Raw genomic sequence first — 16,268 nt, 5'->3', positions numbered from 1 at the left:
AGAGGGGTCGGGGGTGAGGGTCCGGCGGAGGCAGCGGCGCCACTCATGCCACCAAGGCGCGGCGGCGGAGCAGTCACGGCCGGACCGTCACCAATGCCGACTGCCGGGCCGCAGCAGGTGGTGCCGCCGTCCGGCCGCGGTCACTCGGCCGGGGTCACAACGCCGCGACAGAGATCGTCTGCTGCAGCACGTGCTGGGCGCCCGGGGCCAGTTCGATCACCTCGGGTCCGGCGTTGGCCGCTTCCAGGCACACGAACTGGCGCCAGTGCGGGCCGACGTCGGCCATCTTCTGTGCGCCGGCCTCGCCCGGGTTCCAGGCCACCAGCGTGTGGCTGCCGGTGGTGACGATCTCGATGCGGCGCTGCAGGCCCGGGTCCAGCAGGGTGTAGCGGCCGCCGGCGCCGGTGTAGATGCGGTCGCTGCGGCCGGGGTCGCGCGGATCCTGCAGGCTCCAGTCGCCGTGCTGGCGATGCGGTGTGGCGTAGTTCTCGAACTTGTCCAGGTAGTCCAGGCCGTCCAGGCCCTGCACGCGCACCTGGGTGGCGTCGGCGACACGGAAGTAGTTGTGCAGGGCCTGGGTGAAGCGGGCCGGCGCGGTGCCGACGTTGTCGGTGACCAGGCGCTGCTCCAGGGTGGCGCCGATGCGCAACTGCATGCGCAGGCGCAGCGGCAGGTCGTCGAAGTCGGGCGGCGCCAGGGTCAGGACCAGCGTGCCGTCGGCCTCGCGCCGCGCGTCCTTCAGTTGCCAGGGTACGGTGCGCACGAAGCCGTGCGCGGGTACGGCGTCGCTCTGGCCCTGGCGGCCGAAGTACGGCCAGCACACCGGGGTGCCGCCGCGGATCGGGGTCGGCGTGGGCTGCGCGTCCGGCGACAGCCACAGCGCGTCGGTGCCGCCCTTGGGCACGAACGACAGCACCTGGCCGCCGAACAGGCTGATCGCTGCGGTGGACTGCGGGGTCTCCACCAGCAGCGAGGGATAGCCGTGGAAGTCGCCTGTGCTCAGGCCGGGGACGTCGGACATGGGGTGGATGCTCCGTGGCGCGGGGGAGTGGGCGAAGGCCGGGTAGGCGGCCGGCAGCCGGAATGCGGTGGGCGGCGTGCCGCCGAACGGCGTCTTTGTAGGTGTAGGTGTAGGTGTAGGTGTAGGTGCAGGCGATTGCGGCGGCGACGGCGGCGTGGCCGGTGACGTCACCGGTGCCGCAGGCGCGCTGCCGGCCTCGCGGCGCAGCGCATCGAGGATGCGTTGCCCGGCGCGACCGTCGGCCGGCTGCAGGCCCAGGCGTTGCTGCTCGGACTGGATCGCACGGCGGGTGGCGGTGCCGATGGCGCCGTCGGCCTGGCCGATGGCGTGGCCGCGCGCCAGCAGCAGGGTCTGCAATTCGCGCCGCTCGGGGCGGCCCAGGCCCGGATCGTCGGTCGGCCAGGCCGCGACCAGCCCGGGCTTGCCGCGCAGCCGGTCGGACAGCAGCGCGATCGCCAGCGCATAGCTTTCGGCGGCGTTGTAGGCGTAGATCGCGTCGTAGTTGCGGAACACCAGGAACGCCGGGCCATGCACGCCGGCCGGGATCAGCACCGCTGCTGGGGTCTGCGCGGCCAGTGCAGGCAGCGCGCTGCCGTCGGCGGCGGTGAGGCCGCGCGCGCGCCAGTCCGACAACGGCCGGCGCTGGGTGCGCCCGGCCAGCGCCGGGTCGAAGCCCGCCGGCAGCTTCACCTCCAGCCCCCACGGCTGGCCGCTCTGCCAGCCGGCGAGCTTGAGATAGTTGGCGGTGGAGGCCAGCGCATCGGGAATGCTGGCGACCAGATCGCGGCGGCCGTCGCCATCGCCGTCCACGGCGACGCGGGCGTAGGTGCTGGGCATGAACTGGGTATGGCCGAAGGCGCCGGCCCAGGACCCGGTCAGGCCCTCGGGGCGCAGGTCGCCGGCCTGCAGCAGCTTCAGCAGCGCGAACAGCTCGCTGCGGAAGAACGGCTGGCGGCGGCCTTCGCAGGACAGGGTCAGCAGCGACACCAGCAGCGGGCGCTTGCCGGAGATGCGGCCGTAGTCGCTCTCCACGCCCCACACCGCGACCACCGTCTCCGGGTCGACACCGTACTGCTGCGCCACCTGCGCGAGCAGGTCGCGATGCGCGGCGAGCATGGCGCGACCATCGTCGATGCGCTGGCTGTCGACCAGGCCGGCCAGGTAGTCCCAGATCGGCGTGGTGAACTCGGGCTGGGCGTCGAGCAGCGGCAGCACGCTCGGATCCGGCTGCAGGCCGGCGGTGAAGCGATCGAAGGACGCCTCGGCGACGCCCGCCTTCGCCGCGGCCGTGCGCAGACCGGTCACGCAACTGGCGAAGGCCGGATCGGGCGTGGACGGCGCCGCCGCGGGTGGGGTCTGCGCGAGCGCGCACGGGGCCGCCAGCAGCAGGATCCAGGCCAAACGCATCATCGCAACTTCCTCGCCGACGGCAGGGCCGACATCATAAACAACCGCCGCGTGTGCGCTCCGCTCACGCGGCGCGGGCGGCAGGCACGCGACCGGCAGCGCGTTCCGAGCGTGGCCTGGTTGGCGGATCGCGCGGCACGATGTCGCGGCCGCGACACGCATGGCGTTCGGGCCGCTGCGGCATTCCGTTCGAAGCGCAAGAAGGCCAACGCTTGCCCCGCCAACGAACGGCGGTGTGCAGGCGTGCGCCCCGCCAGCGCGACGCGCGACGCTCAGTCCAGCGCGTCGAGGTAGTACCAGCGCCCATCCTCGCGCACGAAGCGGCTGTGCTCGGTCATGCGCACGGCGCTGCCGCCGCCGATGCGATAGCGCGCCAGGAAGGCGACTTCGGCACTGTCGGCGCCGGTCTGCAGCACGCGCTGCACGGTGAGGCCGAGCCACGCCGTGCGCGGATCGATCTCCACCTGCGGCGGACAGGTCGACGGATGCCAGCTCGCGCGCAGGTAATCGGCGTCCTGGCGCACGTAGGCGCTGTAGCGGGAGCGCATCAGGGATTCGGCATCCGGCGCAGGGGTGCCGGCGTGGTACGGCCCGCAGCACTGCGCGTAGTCGCGCGGACGGCCGCAGGGGCAGGGATCGGCAAGGCGCGGGGCGGACGGAGACATGTGCCGATTGTGCCGGCTGCGGCGACACGGCGCACGCCGCGCACGCGTCGCGGCCGGTGGCGGCTATGCTTGCGGCCCCTTGCGCGGAGCGCCGGCGTGCTCGAGTCGATCCCCACCGAACTGCCCTGGCTGCTGTGCATCGCCTTCGTCGCCGGGCTGGTGGACGCGGCGGTGGGCGGCGGCGGCCTGATCCAGTTGCCCGGGCTGTTCGCGACCTTGCCGCAACAGGCGCCCGCGGTGATCCTGGGCACCAACAAGTTCAGTTCCATGGCCGGCACCGGCACCGCCGCCTGGCGCTATGCGCGCCACGTGCGCCTGCCGTGGCGGCCGGTGCTGTATGCGACCGCCGCCGCGTTCGTGTTCGCCTTCCTCGGCGCCACGGCGGTGAGCCTGCTGCCGAAACAGGCGGTGCGCCCGCTGATCCTGGTGCTGCTGATCGCGATGCTGGGCTACACGCTGGTCAAGAAGGACTTCGGCGCGTTGCACCGCCCGCGCCACATCGGCCGCCGCGAACTGGCGATCGCGCTGGCGATCGGCGCGGCGATCGGGTTCTACGACGGCTTCTTCGGGCCGGGCACCGGCAGCTTCCTGATCTTCCTGTTCATCCGCTTCTTCGGCCTGGATTTCCTGCGCGCCTCGGCCGCCTCGAAGGTGGTGAACCTGGCCACCAACCTGGCCGCGCTGTGCTTCTTCGTGCCCAGCGGCAAGATCCTGCTGGCCGCGGCGGTGCCGATGGCCGTGGCCAACGTGGCCGGCGCGGTGACCGGCACGCGGCTGGCGCTGCGCGGCGGCACGCCGTTGATCCGGCAGTTGTTCCTGGTGCTGGTGGTGGTGCTGATCGGCAAGATGGGCTGGGATCTGCTGCAATGAGCCACGCCGGGAACGGGACTCAGCCCACCAGGGCGACGCGGATGCGCGGCCACGCGTAGTCCCAGGCGATGCGCTCCTGCTCCAGGCGTGGGGCGGGGCCGAAGCGGCCGCTGCGCAGATCGGTGTACAAGGCGTGTTCGGCGTCAGTGAGCGCATCCAGACGCTGCGCGCGATGCTGGCGGCGTTCGTGCCCCCACAGGTCGGCCGGTGTATCGCGCAGGGTGCCCTCGTCCATGAGCAGCGCCACCGTGTGCGGCGCATGCAGGCGCAAGCGGTGCAGAATCGCCAGGCCGTGCGTGTCGATGTCGCCCCAGTAGTAGAGCGGTAGCGTGCGCAACCAGTCGATGGCGCGCACGTAGCCAACCGCATAGCCGCGCGCCATCAGCACCAGCGTGCCGGGCAGATCCTCGCAGGCCAGGCCGCTCTCGCGGTTCTCCACGATCAGCACTCGCCGTACCGGCAATTGCAGCCCGGCGACCTGTGCGATCGGCGCCTGGATGTCCTCCAAGCCGCCGAGCCGCGCGCGCAAGGCCGGATCGAGCAGGCGCAGGCGTACCCGATCGGGTGCACGACGCAACCCGGAAAGGCTGTCGAAACTGCGCGGTTCGGCAATGCCGCGCAATGCCGCCAGCCAGTCGGCCACGACGCCGCGGTGCAGTTCGATCCATTTGCTGTCGATGCCGGCAATGGGCAACTGACGCAGGAAAAGGCCGCTGCACGGATGCGCGTGCAGCCAATCGACCACCGCCAGCAGGCGCAGGAACTCAGGCTCGGGCACATCGGCGAGCAGGTCGAACTGCCTGCGCAGGCGCGCCGCCAGGCCTGCCGCCTGCGGCCAACGCGTCAGCAGCGTGGCGCAGCGTTGCCGCGCACGCTGCCAGCGCGGCTGCTCGCCGAGCGCCAGCGCGGCCTCGTCGGCGTTCACCTGCCAGACCTGCGGAAGGGATTGCGCGCCAAGTTGCGGCCATTTCAGCTCGTGCAGTTGCACCTTCCCGGGCAAGGATGTGGTGTTCCAGGCCCGCAACCAGGCGCCGAACGTGTCGAAGGAGGCACTGGCCTGAGCCTGGGTCGGCATGCGCAGCGGGATCGATTCCGGCGCCGACTCGCCCAACAGCCAACTGCCGCGGTGCCGACGCCACTGTCCGCGCAAGGCGGCCAGGGCGGCATCGGGCAGCAGCATCGCGTTGGTGCGCGCCATCTGCCTCAGGCCTTCGGTCGTTTCCGCGGCGTCGGCGGCTTCTTTCGGTCGGACGATCTGCGGCGCGGCCGTTCTGCCGGCGCTGCCGGGTCGGCGGCGCCCGCTGCCACGACCGGATCGCTGCGCACGACCGCCGCGGCGCTCGCGCGCAGCCGGCTGGCCGTGCCGATCGGATCCGTCGCTTCCGGTGTGAAATCGGCATCCGCCGCCGCGCCACCTCGGCCGCGCTCGGGCAACTTCAGGCGCTGCGCCTGCTCGTCGTACTCGATCAACAGGACACCCGAATCGTGGCGCCCGCTGATCTCCACGAAACAGGCGCCGCCGATGAACGGTTCCAGCGTCATCACCGACTTCAGCGGCGTGGCCACCACCATCTGGAAGCCGAAGTTCTCGAAGATGTTCATCGCCAGCGCGGTGAACTCGTTGTCGGCCTTGTCGAACGCCTCGTCCAGCACCACCGCGCAGTAGCGCGGCAGTTCGCCGTCCTCGCCGCCGAGCTGGTAGCGCAGCGCCGCGGCCAGGCAGGTGGTGGCCAGCTTCTGCCGCTGGCCGCCGGACTTGCCGGCGCCGCTGCGGTAGATCTCCACCTGCTGGCGTGTGGCCGCATCCAGTTCCACACCGATGAACTCCACATGCAGGCGCACGTCCAGCACCAGTTCGCGCCAGCGCTTGTCCTCGCCCTCCTGCGAACCGAGCTTGCGCACCAGTTCGCGCAGTACCGCGAACTGCTGCTCGGCCAGCTCGCGCTGCTCGGTCTGGTGGTGGCTCAGCACGTCGCGCAGGCGCTGGTGAAAGTCGATCACCTCCGGCAGGCGTCGGTCGCTCAACTCGATGGTCAACAGCGTGCCGCGGTTGAACGGCACCTGTTCGAGGCTGGCGTTGACTTCGTCCAGGCGCTGGGCGATGGACTTGCGCGCCTCGGCGGTGTGCCGCTGCAGGGCGAGCAGGTTGTTCTTGCTCTGGCTCTGCAGCAGGTCGAAGAAGCGCGCTTCGTGCTGCGGCAGGCCGTCGCGTTCCAGGCGCTGCAGGCGGGCGAGGAAGTCGTCGGCGCCTTCGAGCGTGGCGCTCAAGTCGCCGCTGTCTTCCGGCCATGTCCGGCAATAGCGCCTGAAGCACTCCAGCAACGACTGTTCTAGGTGGTTCTGGGCGATGAGCAGTTTCCCGCGCTGATCCTCCAGTGCGTTGGTGATCTCGCGGAAATGCGCGTCCAGGTTTTCCAGGGTCAGGACGCCCAGGCCCTGCACGCGCTCGGACAAGCCGCGCTCTTGCAGGGGCGTGAGTGCGCGCGCGCCGGCATCGGCGCAGCCGGTCCTGGCCTTTTCCAGGCGTTCGCGCTCGCCTTCCAGCTTCGCGCGCTCCTTGCGTACATCCTCATAGGTCCGCTCGGCCTGTTTGACATCGCCCCGCGCGCGTTCGATCGCCTCGCCAAGGGCGCGCAGGTTGGCGTCGCCCTCGCGCAACTGGCGCAGGGCCTGGGCGATATCGTCCAGGCGCTGTAGTGGCGCGGCCACATCGATTTCGTCCCAGCCCAGGTTGGCCAGAGTGTGCCAGGCCAGTCGTTGGCTTCCCGCGCGGTCGCGGCGCGCGCGCAGCGCCGCCACTTCGGCATCGCAGCCGGCGATGCGCGCGGCCAGTTCCTGGCCCTCGCGTTCGAACAGGGCCAGCTTGTCGCGGTTGTCGAAGCCCAGCAGCCAGCGCCGGCGGTCGCCCACCGCATGGCGGTCGTCCTTCTCGTAGCGCTCGCCCGGATGTTTGACCTGGCCTTCGCGAGTGATCGCGCGCTCGGCATGGCGCAGCGCCTTGGCAGTGTCCACGCAGTCGTAGTCGAACCGCTTGCCCAGTTCGCGGCGCAACCAGCCGGTGAAGGCGTGTTCGCGCAGCTCCAGCTTGTGCAGCAGCGATGCCGGCGCCGGCGCGTTGGCCGACAGCGCCTGTGCGTTGTCGCGTACCCGGTAGTAGACCAGGCGGGTGCCCAGGTGGGTGCGGTTGACCCACTCGGCGACATCGGCGTAGTGCCGCTCATCCACCAGCAGCGACTGCGCGAAGCCATGCAACACGCGCTCGATCGCGCCGCGCCAAGGCGCTTCGTCGTCGCGGACCTGGATCAGTTCGCCGACGAACGGCAACGCCGCCTCCGGCACCCCGGTGTCGGCGCTCAGCCGTGCACGCAGCGCCTGCATCGGCGCTGGGATGCTGGACGGATTGCGCTTGAGCGCCTCGATCTCGGCACGCACCTGCTCGAAGCGCTTCACGTCTTCGTACTTGCCGGCCATCCGTTCGCTGATGGCCTCGTCCAGCTCGGCGGCAGCGCGTTGCCCGTCTTCCAGCGCCGCGCGCGCCTGCGCGACCTGCTCGGCGAAGCCGTGCGCGCTGCCGGCCAGCGTCTGCTCCAACGTACGACAGGCGTCTTCGGCCTGAGCGCGCTTGCCCATGCGGCGATCGCGCTCGCCCTCGGTCTGGCGTTGTTCGCGTTCCAGCGCGTCGATGCGCTCGCCGCCCTGCGCCCGCCGCTGCGCTTCGAGGTCGTCCAGGCGCCGTTGGTGGTTCTCCAGCGCGGCGCGGCGTTGGCCTTCTTCTCCGGCCAGGCCACGGTCTTGCGTATCCAGGTCCTGCAGGCGCGCGTCCAGCAGCGCCAGGCGGCGCTGCTCGCGATAGGCATCCAGCCCGAGCTTGAGTTCCTCCAGTTCGCTGCGTTGGCGGCGCAGGGTCATCAGCTCGGCATGGTGGCCACGCGCCGGCGCCAGCGTCTCGACCTGGCGGCGTGCGGTGACCACCGCCTGGTGCGCGCCATCGAGCTCGGCGAAATCGCCGACCAGGCGCTCGGCGGCGTCGAAGGTCTTGGGCTCTTCGAGCATGAACCCGCGCAGGAAGGCATTGAGGTCGCCCAGGTTCTTCGCCGACTGGGTCTTGTGCAGCAGGCGCAGCGCCATCTCGTTGCCGATGCCGAGCTGGTGGCGGAAACGCTCGGCGTAGCCGGAGAAGCTGTCGAAATGATGCACGTCGGACAGGCGCTGCTTGAGCTTGCGCAGGTCCAGGTCGAAGCCATCCAGGTCGGTCGCGATGTCGAAGGCGCGCTCGGCGACCATGTAATGCTTGCGCACGTCGCCGGCCGCGGTGCCGCTGCCGGCGATCCAGAACAGCCGCACCAGGCTGACCACGCGATCCTCGCCATCGCGGTACTCCAGGACCAGCGCGGTCCAGGTGGCGCCCTTGCGCAGATACTGCGTGGCGATTTCGCCCGAGGCGCTGTCCTGCTGGTCGGCCCAGGCACCGCGAACGTAGGACACCAGGTTGCGGTCGCGCCCGCTGCGTTCGGCTTCGCGCGCGGCCGCATTGAAGTCGACGATGTTCGGCGGTGTCAGCAACGCCGACATGGCATCGAGCAGGGTGGACTTGCCGGAACCGGAGCGGCCGACGAACAGGAAGCCGCGTGCGGCGATCGGCACCTCGGTCAGGCCGGAGAACGTCCCCCAGTTGTAGACCTGCAGACGCCGCATGCGGAACTGCTGCAGGTGTGGGGCGGGCAGGTCGCCGGCGAACAGGCCGGAAGATGGGGAGGATTTCATCGGCACAACCTAAAGGATGAGATGCGGGTGGAACGAGCGGCGAACGAGGCGCGTTGGCGACGCATGCCGCCCTAACCGTCGGCGCTCGCATCCCCGGCGACGTCCCCGTCGTCGGCGGACTCCGGCGCCTCCCGCAGCTCGCGGTAGACCTGAGCCAACGCGGCCACGTCCTCCGCGGAGAACAGCAGCTTGAGCGCCGGCGAGACCTCGTAACGTTCGCTCTCGCCACGCAGGCGGGTCAGGACGTGATTGTCCTTCATCTTCTGCACGGCATTGGCGACGCGGCGCAGGAAGCCGGCGCGATCGGTGGACAGGTTCTTTTCGTACACGGCAAGCGCATCGCTCAACTGCGTTTCCTCCACCACCGCGCGGACGCCGCGCGCATCGGCTTCGGCCAGTTGCTGGCGCAGGTGCAGCAGCAGCACCGAATCGATGAAGGTCAACGGCGCCGAGCGCAGCAGCACCGGCGTCTCCAGTTCGCCGGTGTCGGCCTGCCGGGTGAAGGCGATGCCGACTTCCCGATCCAGGACCAGTTCGAGGAACAGATCGGCCAGCGCGCTGCGGATACCCGGCTCGCTGCGCAACAGCGCCGGCCACAGCCGGCTGTGCCGTTGCGCATCCACGCTCGGCCCGCTGAGCAACTGGCACAGCGCGCGGCGTGCGTCCACCGGCAGGCGGCCGCTGTCGCCAGGGAACAGGCCGGTGACGGCGTCGATGTCGGACGCGACCTCGGGCACCGTTTCGTCCATGTCCACGTCCGCTTGCTCATGCCAGTTCATGGCGTTTCTCCTTGGTGAACCACACCAGTGGAATACGCGCGCAGCGCCACTGGCCGTCGCCGCCGCGCCACTGCGCTACCTCATGTTGCTCGGGCAAAATCACGCCATGGCGCGTACCCAGCGACAGATAGCCGATCACGCTGCCCAAGCCCTGGCTGGCCTCGCGCTGGTCCAGCACCTGGGCGATGGACAGCTGCCGATGCTCCCCCAGCAACTCGAACAAGTCGCGGCGCAGGCTGCGGAAGTCGATCTCCGACTGCGCCACCAGATCGCCGACGCTATCCAGGGAAATCGCCGCCGCCTCGTTGCGCTGGATGCTGCCATCCACCTGCTGCTGGCGCGGATCGTGCAGCCGCCACTGCGCCAGGGAGCGCAGGCGGCTGGTGGTCAACTTCAGGTCGCGGCCGACGCCGCGTTGGGCGGGAATGCGATCGCGCAGCGCCAGCGCCTCGGCCTGCGCCTGCTTGAGCAACTGATTGAGCCGGCGCTGTTCGAGATAGCCCCGGCTCTGCACGAAGCCGCGCAAGCTACGCGCGAAGTGCTGCATCACATCGTGGACCTGTCCGCCGCGTTCCAGCATGGTGGCGGTCAGGCCACGCAGAAAGCCGCGCTCGCGCCGGTCGAGCTTGCGCGCGAAGCCACGCGAGAGCACCGTTTCCAGCGCCGCATCCAGTTGCGCGCTCTGCTCGGCATCGTTGAGTAAGGCCCAGAACGCCTGGAAGCTGCGTCCGGCATCGCTTTCGCCGATCACGTCCACGCCCTCGAACAATTTGCCGAGAATCTCCCCACGCTCGCCGTCGTCGTCGATGATGCGTTCGCGGAAAGCACGGTTGAGCTGCTCGAAATCGTCGCGGACGCGGCGGAAATCCTCGGTCAATTCGTCGGCCAGCGCGATCACCTGGCGCGTGCGCTCCAGCGCACGCTTGCCGTCCAGCGAAGCGACCTTGCCGGCGGCCACCCGCGCGATCTCGGCATCGATGCGGTCGCGCTCGTCTCGCAGCGCCGACAACCGCGCATCCGGGTTGGTCTCGGTCAACGCGGCCAACTGCGCCAACTGCTGCATCACCAGAGCCAGGCGGCTTTCGGTGGCGGCGCCACGCGGGTGTTCCAGGCCATCGGCGAAACGGATCGCGTGCAACGCTTGAGTCGACAGCTCGTACTCTTCCTGCTGCGCGCCCTCCGGCAGGCGTCGTTCCAGCCAGCCCTGCGCCAGCCAGTGCGCGACGTAGGCCTGCGCGGTGCGCGGCAGATCGCGCGACAGATCGCCGCCATTAAGTTCGTCGAGCAGACGCTGTAAGCGCTCGTGCAGCACCGCCGCGGGCAAGCGCCGTTCGCTGTCCAGCAGCAGCGACTGCAGCAAGCCGATGACTTCCGGCGCCTGGTCGGCGGCCAGCAGCTTCCACAGCGGCTGCTCGCGCAGCGCGCGGTAACGGGCGATGCGGGCGCGGTGTTTCATGGCGCGACTACCTGGCGAAGCGTCCGTTGCGACGACGCCAGCATTCTAGCGTCACCGCGCACCTGCGAACTCAGCGCACGCGCTCGATGAAGCGCAGGAACTCGGCGCGGGTGCGCGCGTCCTCGCGGAAGGTGCCGAGCATCTTCGAGGTGACCATGCTGACGCCGCGCTTGTGGATGCCGCGGGTGGTCATGCACTCGTGCGCGCCTTCCACCACCACGCCCACGCCCAGCGGCTGCAGCACGTCCTGGATGCACTGGGCGATCTGCGCGGTCATCTTCTCCTGCACCTGGAAGCGCCGCGCATAGGCCTCGACCACGCGCGCCAGCTTGCTGATGCCCACCACCTTGCCGCGCGGCAGGTAGCCGACGTGGACCTTGCCGATGATCGGCGCCATGTGGTGTTCGCAGTGGCTTTCGTACTCGATGTCGCGCAGCACGATCAGCTCGTCGTAGCCGGCCACTTCCTCGAAGGTGCGCAGCAGGTATTCGCGCGGGTCGGCGCGGTAGCCGCTGAACCAGTCGCCATAGGCCTCGGCCACGCGCCGCGGGGTGTCCAGCAGGCCCTCGCGGGTCGGGTCTTCGCCGGCCCAGCGCAGCAGGGTGCGCACTGCGTCTTCGGCCTGCGCCTGGGTCACCGGGGGAGTGGAGCTGTTGTCGGAATCGGCCATGGGGGGAACGCCCGTAAGGGGGCTGCATGGTACCCGAGTCGCCTGGCAGCCGCCGCATGCGCGGCCTCCGCGCGGCAGGACGACCCGGCCGATACCGGGTGCGCCGTTCAGCGTCCGCCTGCTCCGCGCCCGGGCGGCATGCGCATCGCCCGGGCCGGCGCCGCGCCGGTCAGCGCCGGCGCGCGTGCATCTCGCCCTCGTGGTCGAGCCAGTTGGACCCCTTATTGGTCAGGAAGAACATGTACACCAGCAGCGACACCGCGATCACCGCCGTGGCGTACCAGACGAAGGTGGTGACGTGGCCGGTCTTCAGCGAGGCCTGGTACAGCAACGGCGCGGTGCCGCCGAAGGCCGAATTGGCCAGCGCATAGCCCAGGCCCACGCCCAGCGCGCGGATATGGGTGGGGAACAGCTCGGCCTTCACCACCGCGTTGATCGAGGTGTAGCCGGTGAGGATGACGAAGCCGGCGGTGAGGATGGCGAAGGCGCTCAGCCAGTCGCTCTGCCTGGGCAGCTCCAGCACCAGGAACCAGGTGTAGAGCACGCCGCCGATGCCGAAGAACACCAGCAGGGTCTTGCGTCCGATCAGGTCCGACAGCCAGCCACCCACCGGCTGCATCAGCATCAGCACGATCAGCGCGGCCAGGTTGATGATGGTGCCGGCCATGACGTCGTCGCCGGCGAAGGCGGTCTGGATCATCTTCGGCCCGGTCACCGAGTAGGTGTAGAACGCCACGGTGCCGCCGGCGGTGATCAGGAAGCACAGCAGCAGCGGGCGCCACTGGTGCACGAACAGCTCGCGCAGCGAGCCGGAGGACCTGTCCTTGCCCTGCTTGGCCGCGGCGATGGACTCGGAAGTCAGCGACTCGTCCATCGTGCGCCGCAGCCAGAACACCACCAGCGCGCCGATGCCGCCCAGGCCGAAGGCCACGCGCCAGCCCCATTCGGAAATCTGGCCCTTGTCGAAGAAGTGCAGCATCCCGAACAGCACCGCCTGCGCCAGCACGTGGCCGCCGACCAGGGTGACGTAGTGGAAGGAGGACAGGAAGCCGCGCCGCCCCGGGATCGCCGCCTCGGACATGTAGGTGGCGCTGGTGCCGTACTCGCCGCCGGTGGCGAAACCCTGCAGCAGGCGCGCCAGCAGCAGCACCACCGCCGCGGCGCCGCCGATGCTGGCCACGGTGGGCGTCACCGCGATCAGGAACGAACAGGCCGCCATCACCGACACCGACACGGTCAGCGCCAGGCGGCGGCCGTAGCGGTCGGCGAAGCGGCCGAAGTACCAGGCGCCGATCGGGCGCATCAGGAAGGTCACCGCGAAGATTGCCCACACATACAGGGTGGCGTTCTTGTCCTCCTTGGAGAAGAACTGCGATTCGAAGTAGGTGGCGAACACCGAGTAGACGTAGACATCGTACCACTCCACCAGGTTGCCGGCCGAGCCCTTGAGCGTGTTGGACACCGAGCGGCGCAGGCTGCCCGGTGCGGCGGCGGCGGACGAAGAGGTGGATGCACTCATACGGTGGGCCTCATGGATGGACGTCACGGAGTATAGGCAGGCGCTTGCGAGGATCCTGTCGCGACGGCGGCCACGCCAGGCGTGCGCGCCATGACCTCATTGCGCCTGCGGCGCGGCGAAGGCCTTGCTGTACATGCCCGAGCGATCGAAGCAGCAGACCCGCCGCTTGCCCGCAGCGAGCATGTCGCAGGTGCTGGCGATGCGCTTGACCCGCGTCTGCGCCTGCTTGCCCGCGCCGATCCAGAAGATCCAGTCGCGCCGCGCCACCGTGGTCAGCGTGTCCCAGGCCGCACGCGCAGGCGGATGCGCGGCCAGCGCGCGCGCCAGGTCGTCGGGCAGCACGGGTTCCGGTTCCACCGCCGCCGGCGCGATCTCCAGGGTCACCGTGGTGCCGACCTCGACCGCCGCGGCCGCCCACAACGCCTCCTCGACCTGCAGCCAGTGGCCGCCTTGCCCATCGGGTTGCAGCGTGGCCTGAAACGGATGCCCGGCGAACCGGCCCTCCACGCTGGCCAGGCCCCGCGTGCGCAGCGCGGCGCTGGCCGCCGCAGGCAGCAGCAGGAAACACCAGGACGCGTCCGGCGGCATGGCTGGACGCAGCAGCGTCGCCTGGAAGCGGATCGGGTCGGCGGCGCCGGTCATGCCCGGACCTTAGCACCGGCCGCCCGCGGTGCCATGCTGCACCTGCGCGCGGCGGCGGCGCGACGCGCTCCTGGTCTTGTCGCTCGCCAGGCACTGCGCCCTGCCTGACCTGCCCGGCGGCCACCGCCGCGGCAGACCGGCACAACGTCACGTTCCCGATACGGCACAGGGGACGCCCTCGCCCCTTCCCTTCAGTTCGACAGGCCATCGCCGCTATCCATGCGCCGGCCCGGGGGACCCGCGCCATGCGCGCGTCACGCGGGCGCAGGCAACCTGCCTGCCCGTCCGCCGTCACCCACCGTCGATCCCTCTTCCTTCCCCCCATTCCCCCGATCCCATGCACGCCCTTTCCAATCTGCGCATCGGCCAGCGCCTCGCGCTCGGCTTCCTCACGATCATCGTGCTGATGGTCCTGCTCACCGTGGTCGGCATCCAGCGCGTGCACAGCATCGACCAGCGACTCACCGCGATCAACGAAGTCAACAGCGTCAAGCAGCGCTACGCGATCAACTTCCGCGGCAGCGTGCACGACCGCGCCATCGCCCTGCGCGACGTGGTGCTGCTGGACGATGCGGCCAGCCGCCAGGCGACCGAGCAGACCATCGACAAGCTGGCCGGAGACTACGCGCGCGCCGCGCAGCCGCTCGATGCCTTGCTCGCCGTCTCCAGCGACGCCCAGGAGAAAACCATCCTGCAGCGCATCCAGGGCATCGAAGCGCGCACCATGCCGCTGATCGCGCAGGTGCGGCAGCTGCGCAATGCCGGCGACACCGTGCAGGCGCAGGCGCTGCTGCTGCAGCAGGCGCGCCCGGCCTTCGTCGACTGGCTGGCCAGCATCAACGCCTTCATCGACCTGCAGGAAGCCAAGAACCGCCAGGCCGCCAAGGAAGCGATGGCCACTGCGCGCGGCTTCGCGTTGCTGATGGTCGGCTGCACCGTGCTGGCGCTGCTGCTGGGCACGCTGATCGCCCTGCTGCTGACCCGCCGCGTGGTGCGGCCGCTGCGGCAGGCGCTGGGCCTGGCCGAGCGCATCGGCGCCGGCGACCTGAGCAGCCCGGACACCGTCACCACCCACGACGAGGCCGGGCAGTTGCTGCGCGCCATGCAGCAGATGCAGCGGCGCCTGCACGAGGTGATTTCCGCACAGCGCGAGATGGCTGCGCGCCACGATGCCGGCGCCATCAGCTATCGCATGGATGCGCAGCGCTTCCCCGGCGAGTACGGGCGCATGGTCGCCGACACCAATGCCCTGGTGGATGCGCACGTGCAGACCCAGCTGCGCATCACCGAGGTGATGGGCCGCTACGCCATCGGCGACCTCAGCCAGGACATCGCCCACTACCCAGGCGAGAAGGCCGCGATCACCGCGGCGATGCAGCAGGTCAAGCAGAACCTGCACGCGATCAACGTGCAGATCCAGACCCTGGCCGAAGCCGCCTGCGCCGGCAACTTCGCCCACCGCGGCCAGCCGGAGAAGTTCGAGCACGCCTTCCGCACCATGGTCGAGAACCTCGACACCATGATGGCCACCGCCGACGCCAACCTGGCCAAGTTCTCCGCGCTGCTGCGCTGCATCGCCGACGGCGACCTCACCGTGCGCATGAGCGGCAACTTCCACGGCGTGTTCGCCGCCATGCGCGACGACGCCAACAGCACCGTGCACCGCCTCACCGACATCGTCGCGCACATCCAGCGCACCACCAACAGCATCGGCTTCGCCGCCGAGGACATCGCCAGCGGCAACCAGGAACTGGCCAAGCGCAGCGAGCAGCAGGCGGCCAGCCTGGAAGAGACCGCCGCCTCGATGGAGGAACTGACCTCCACGGTGAAGCAGAACGCCGAGCACGCCCAGCGCGCCAACCAGCTGGCGCTGGGCGCGGCCGGCGTGGCCAGCGAAGGCCGCGACGTGGTGGGCCAGGTGGTGGCGACCATGGACGGCATCCAGGCGGCCTCCAGGCGCATCGCCGACATCATCGCGGTGATCGACGGCATCGCCTTCCAGACCAACATCCTCGCCCTCAACGCCGCGGTGGAAGCCGCACGCGCCGGCGAACAGGGCAATGGGTTCGCGGTGGTGGCCGCGGAGGTCGGCACGCTCGCGCATCGTTCGGCCGGCGCCGCCAAGGAGATCAAGACCCTGATCGACGATTCGGTGCAGCGCGTCGCCCACGGCGCCACGCTGGTGCACCAGGCCGGCGCCACCATGGACCAGGTGGTGGCCAGCGTGCAGCACGTCACCGACCTGATGGGCCAGATCTCCGCCGCCTCGCACGAGCAGGCCAACGGCATCGCCCAGGTCAACCAGACCATCGCGCGCATGGACGAGACCACCCAGCAGAACGTGGCGCTGGTGGAAGAAGCCAGCACCGCCGCGCGCTCGCTGGAGGAGCAGTCGGCGCAGCTCACCCAGGCGGTGGAAGTGTTCAAGGTCGGCGCCTACGTCTGACCACCCGCGGCCGGCCGCGGGTGGTCAGA

The 16,268-nt window shown here is 70.2% G+C and carries 11 protein-coding genes; 2 read left to right on the top strand and 9 right to left on the bottom strand.

Going from position 1 to position 16,268, the window contains the following annotated elements:
- Positions 1–154: 154 nt before the first annotated feature.
- Positions 155–2,428, bottom strand: coding sequence for a lytic murein transglycosylase (locus CEK69_RS07035; protein WP_152244670.1), 2,274 nt, complete (start codon positions 2,426–2,428; stop codon positions 155–157).
- A gap of 272 nt (positions 2,429–2,700) precedes the next feature.
- Positions 2,701–3,093 (bottom strand): YchJ family metal-binding protein, encoded by a 393-nt coding sequence (locus CEK69_RS07030; RefSeq protein WP_148827722.1) that lies wholly within the window; start codon positions 3,091–3,093, stop codon positions 2,701–2,703.
- Positions 3,094–3,189: 96 nt separating this feature from the next.
- Here CEK69_RS07030 and CEK69_RS07025 point away from each other — a divergent pair, with 96 nt between their 5' ends.
- Positions 3,190–3,963 (top strand): TSUP family transporter, encoded by a 774-nt coding sequence (locus tag CEK69_RS07025; protein ID WP_152237059.1) that lies wholly within the window; start codon positions 3,190–3,192, stop codon positions 3,961–3,963.
- Positions 3,964–3,982: 19 nt separating this feature from the next.
- Here the strand turns inward: CEK69_RS07025 and CEK69_RS07020 are convergent, their stop codons facing one another.
- The 7 genes from CEK69_RS07020 to CEK69_RS06990 all read right to left on the bottom strand — a co-directional run bounded on the left by CEK69_RS07020 (position 3,983) and on the right by CEK69_RS06990 (position 13,793).
- On the bottom strand, positions 3,983–5,161 hold the full coding sequence (locus CEK69_RS07020; protein WP_226975071.1) for a DUF3322 and DUF2220 domain-containing protein: 1,179 nt from the start codon (positions 5,159–5,161) through the stop codon (positions 3,983–3,985).
- 5 nt (positions 5,162–5,166) lie between these two features.
- Positions 5,167–8,727, bottom strand: coding sequence for an SbcC/MukB-like Walker B domain-containing protein (locus CEK69_RS07015; protein WP_152244668.1), 3,561 nt, complete (start codon positions 8,725–8,727; stop codon positions 5,167–5,169).
- A gap of 71 nt (positions 8,728–8,798) precedes the next feature.
- The gene (locus CEK69_RS07010) at positions 8,799–9,476 is read right to left on the bottom strand and encodes a DUF4194 domain-containing protein (protein WP_226975072.1); all 678 of its coding nucleotides are present in this window, start codon (positions 9,474–9,476) and stop codon (positions 8,799–8,801) included.
- A 16-nt stretch (positions 9,477–9,492) separates the two neighbouring features.
- Positions 9,493–10,962 carry a DUF3375 domain-containing protein gene (locus tag CEK69_RS07005; RefSeq protein WP_152244664.1) on the bottom strand — a complete coding sequence of 490 codons (1,470 nt, stop codon included), beginning with the start codon at positions 10,960–10,962 and terminating at the stop codon, positions 9,493–9,495.
- Between the two features lie 70 nt (positions 10,963–11,032).
- Complete coding sequence (gene folE / locus CEK69_RS07000) at positions 11,033–11,632, bottom strand: GTP cyclohydrolase I FolE (RefSeq protein WP_017909619.1); 600 nt, start codon at positions 11,630–11,632, stop codon at positions 11,033–11,035.
- 169 nt (positions 11,633–11,801) lie between these two features.
- Entirely contained in the window at positions 11,802–13,151 is a 1,350-nt protein-coding gene (locus CEK69_RS06995) for an MFS transporter (protein ID WP_152244662.1), read from the bottom strand.
- Positions 13,152–13,247: 96 nt separating this feature from the next.
- The gene (locus tag CEK69_RS06990) at positions 13,248–13,793 is read right to left on the bottom strand and encodes a YdeI/OmpD-associated family protein (RefSeq protein WP_152244660.1); all 546 of its coding nucleotides are present in this window, start codon (positions 13,791–13,793) and stop codon (positions 13,248–13,250) included.
- 337 nt (positions 13,794–14,130) lie between these two features.
- Between CEK69_RS06990 and CEK69_RS06985 the strand changes: the two genes are divergently transcribed.
- The gene (locus CEK69_RS06985; RefSeq protein WP_152244658.1) at positions 14,131–16,239 is read left to right on the top strand and encodes a methyl-accepting chemotaxis protein; all 2,109 of its coding nucleotides are present in this window, start codon (positions 14,131–14,133) and stop codon (positions 16,237–16,239) included.
- Positions 16,240–16,268: the final 29 nt, after the last annotated feature.

Source organism: Xanthomonas sp. LMG 12462, assembly GCF_009192885.1.
In the GTDB taxonomy this organism is placed as follows: Bacteria; Pseudomonadota; Gammaproteobacteria; order Xanthomonadales; family Xanthomonadaceae; genus Xanthomonas_A; species Xanthomonas_A sontii.
The sequence above is the reverse complement of the archived record's forward strand: the minus strand, read 5'-3'. Positions and strand labels throughout refer to the sequence as shown.

Coding starts and splice junctions, on each gene's coding strand:
- CEK69_RS07035 (WP_152244670.1), bottom strand. CDS start 2,428: ATGCGTTTGGCCTGGATCCTGCTGCTGGCGGCCCCGTGCGCGCTCGCG.
- CEK69_RS07030 (WP_148827722.1), bottom strand. CDS start 3,093: ATGTCTCCGTCCGCCCCGCGCCTTGCCGATCCCTGCCCCTGCGGCCGT.
- CEK69_RS07020 (WP_226975071.1), bottom strand. CDS start 5,161: ATGGCGCGCACCAACGCGATGCTGCTGCCCGATGCCGCCCTGGCCGCC.
- CEK69_RS07015 (WP_152244668.1), bottom strand. CDS start 8,727: ATGAAATCCTCCCCATCTTCCGGCCTGTTCGCCGGCGACCTGCCCGCC.
- CEK69_RS07010 (WP_226975072.1), bottom strand. CDS start 9,476: ATGGACGAAACGGTGCCCGAGGTCGCGTCCGACATCGACGCCGTCACC.
- CEK69_RS07005 (WP_152244664.1), bottom strand. CDS start 10,962: ATGAAACACCGCGCCCGCATCGCCCGTTACCGCGCGCTGCGCGAGCAG.
- folE (WP_017909619.1), bottom strand. CDS start 11,632: ATGGCCGATTCCGACAACAGCTCCACTCCCCCGGTGACCCAGGCGCAG.
- CEK69_RS06995 (WP_152244662.1), bottom strand. CDS start 13,151: ATGAGTGCATCCACCTCTTCGTCCGCCGCCGCCGCACCGGGCAGCCTG.
- CEK69_RS06990 (WP_152244660.1), bottom strand. CDS start 13,793: ATGACCGGCGCCGCCGACCCGATCCGCTTCCAGGCGACGCTGCTGCGT.
- CEK69_RS06985 (WP_152244658.1), top strand. CDS start 14,131: ATGCACGCCCTTTCCAATCTGCGCATCGGCCAGCGCCTCGCGCTCGGC.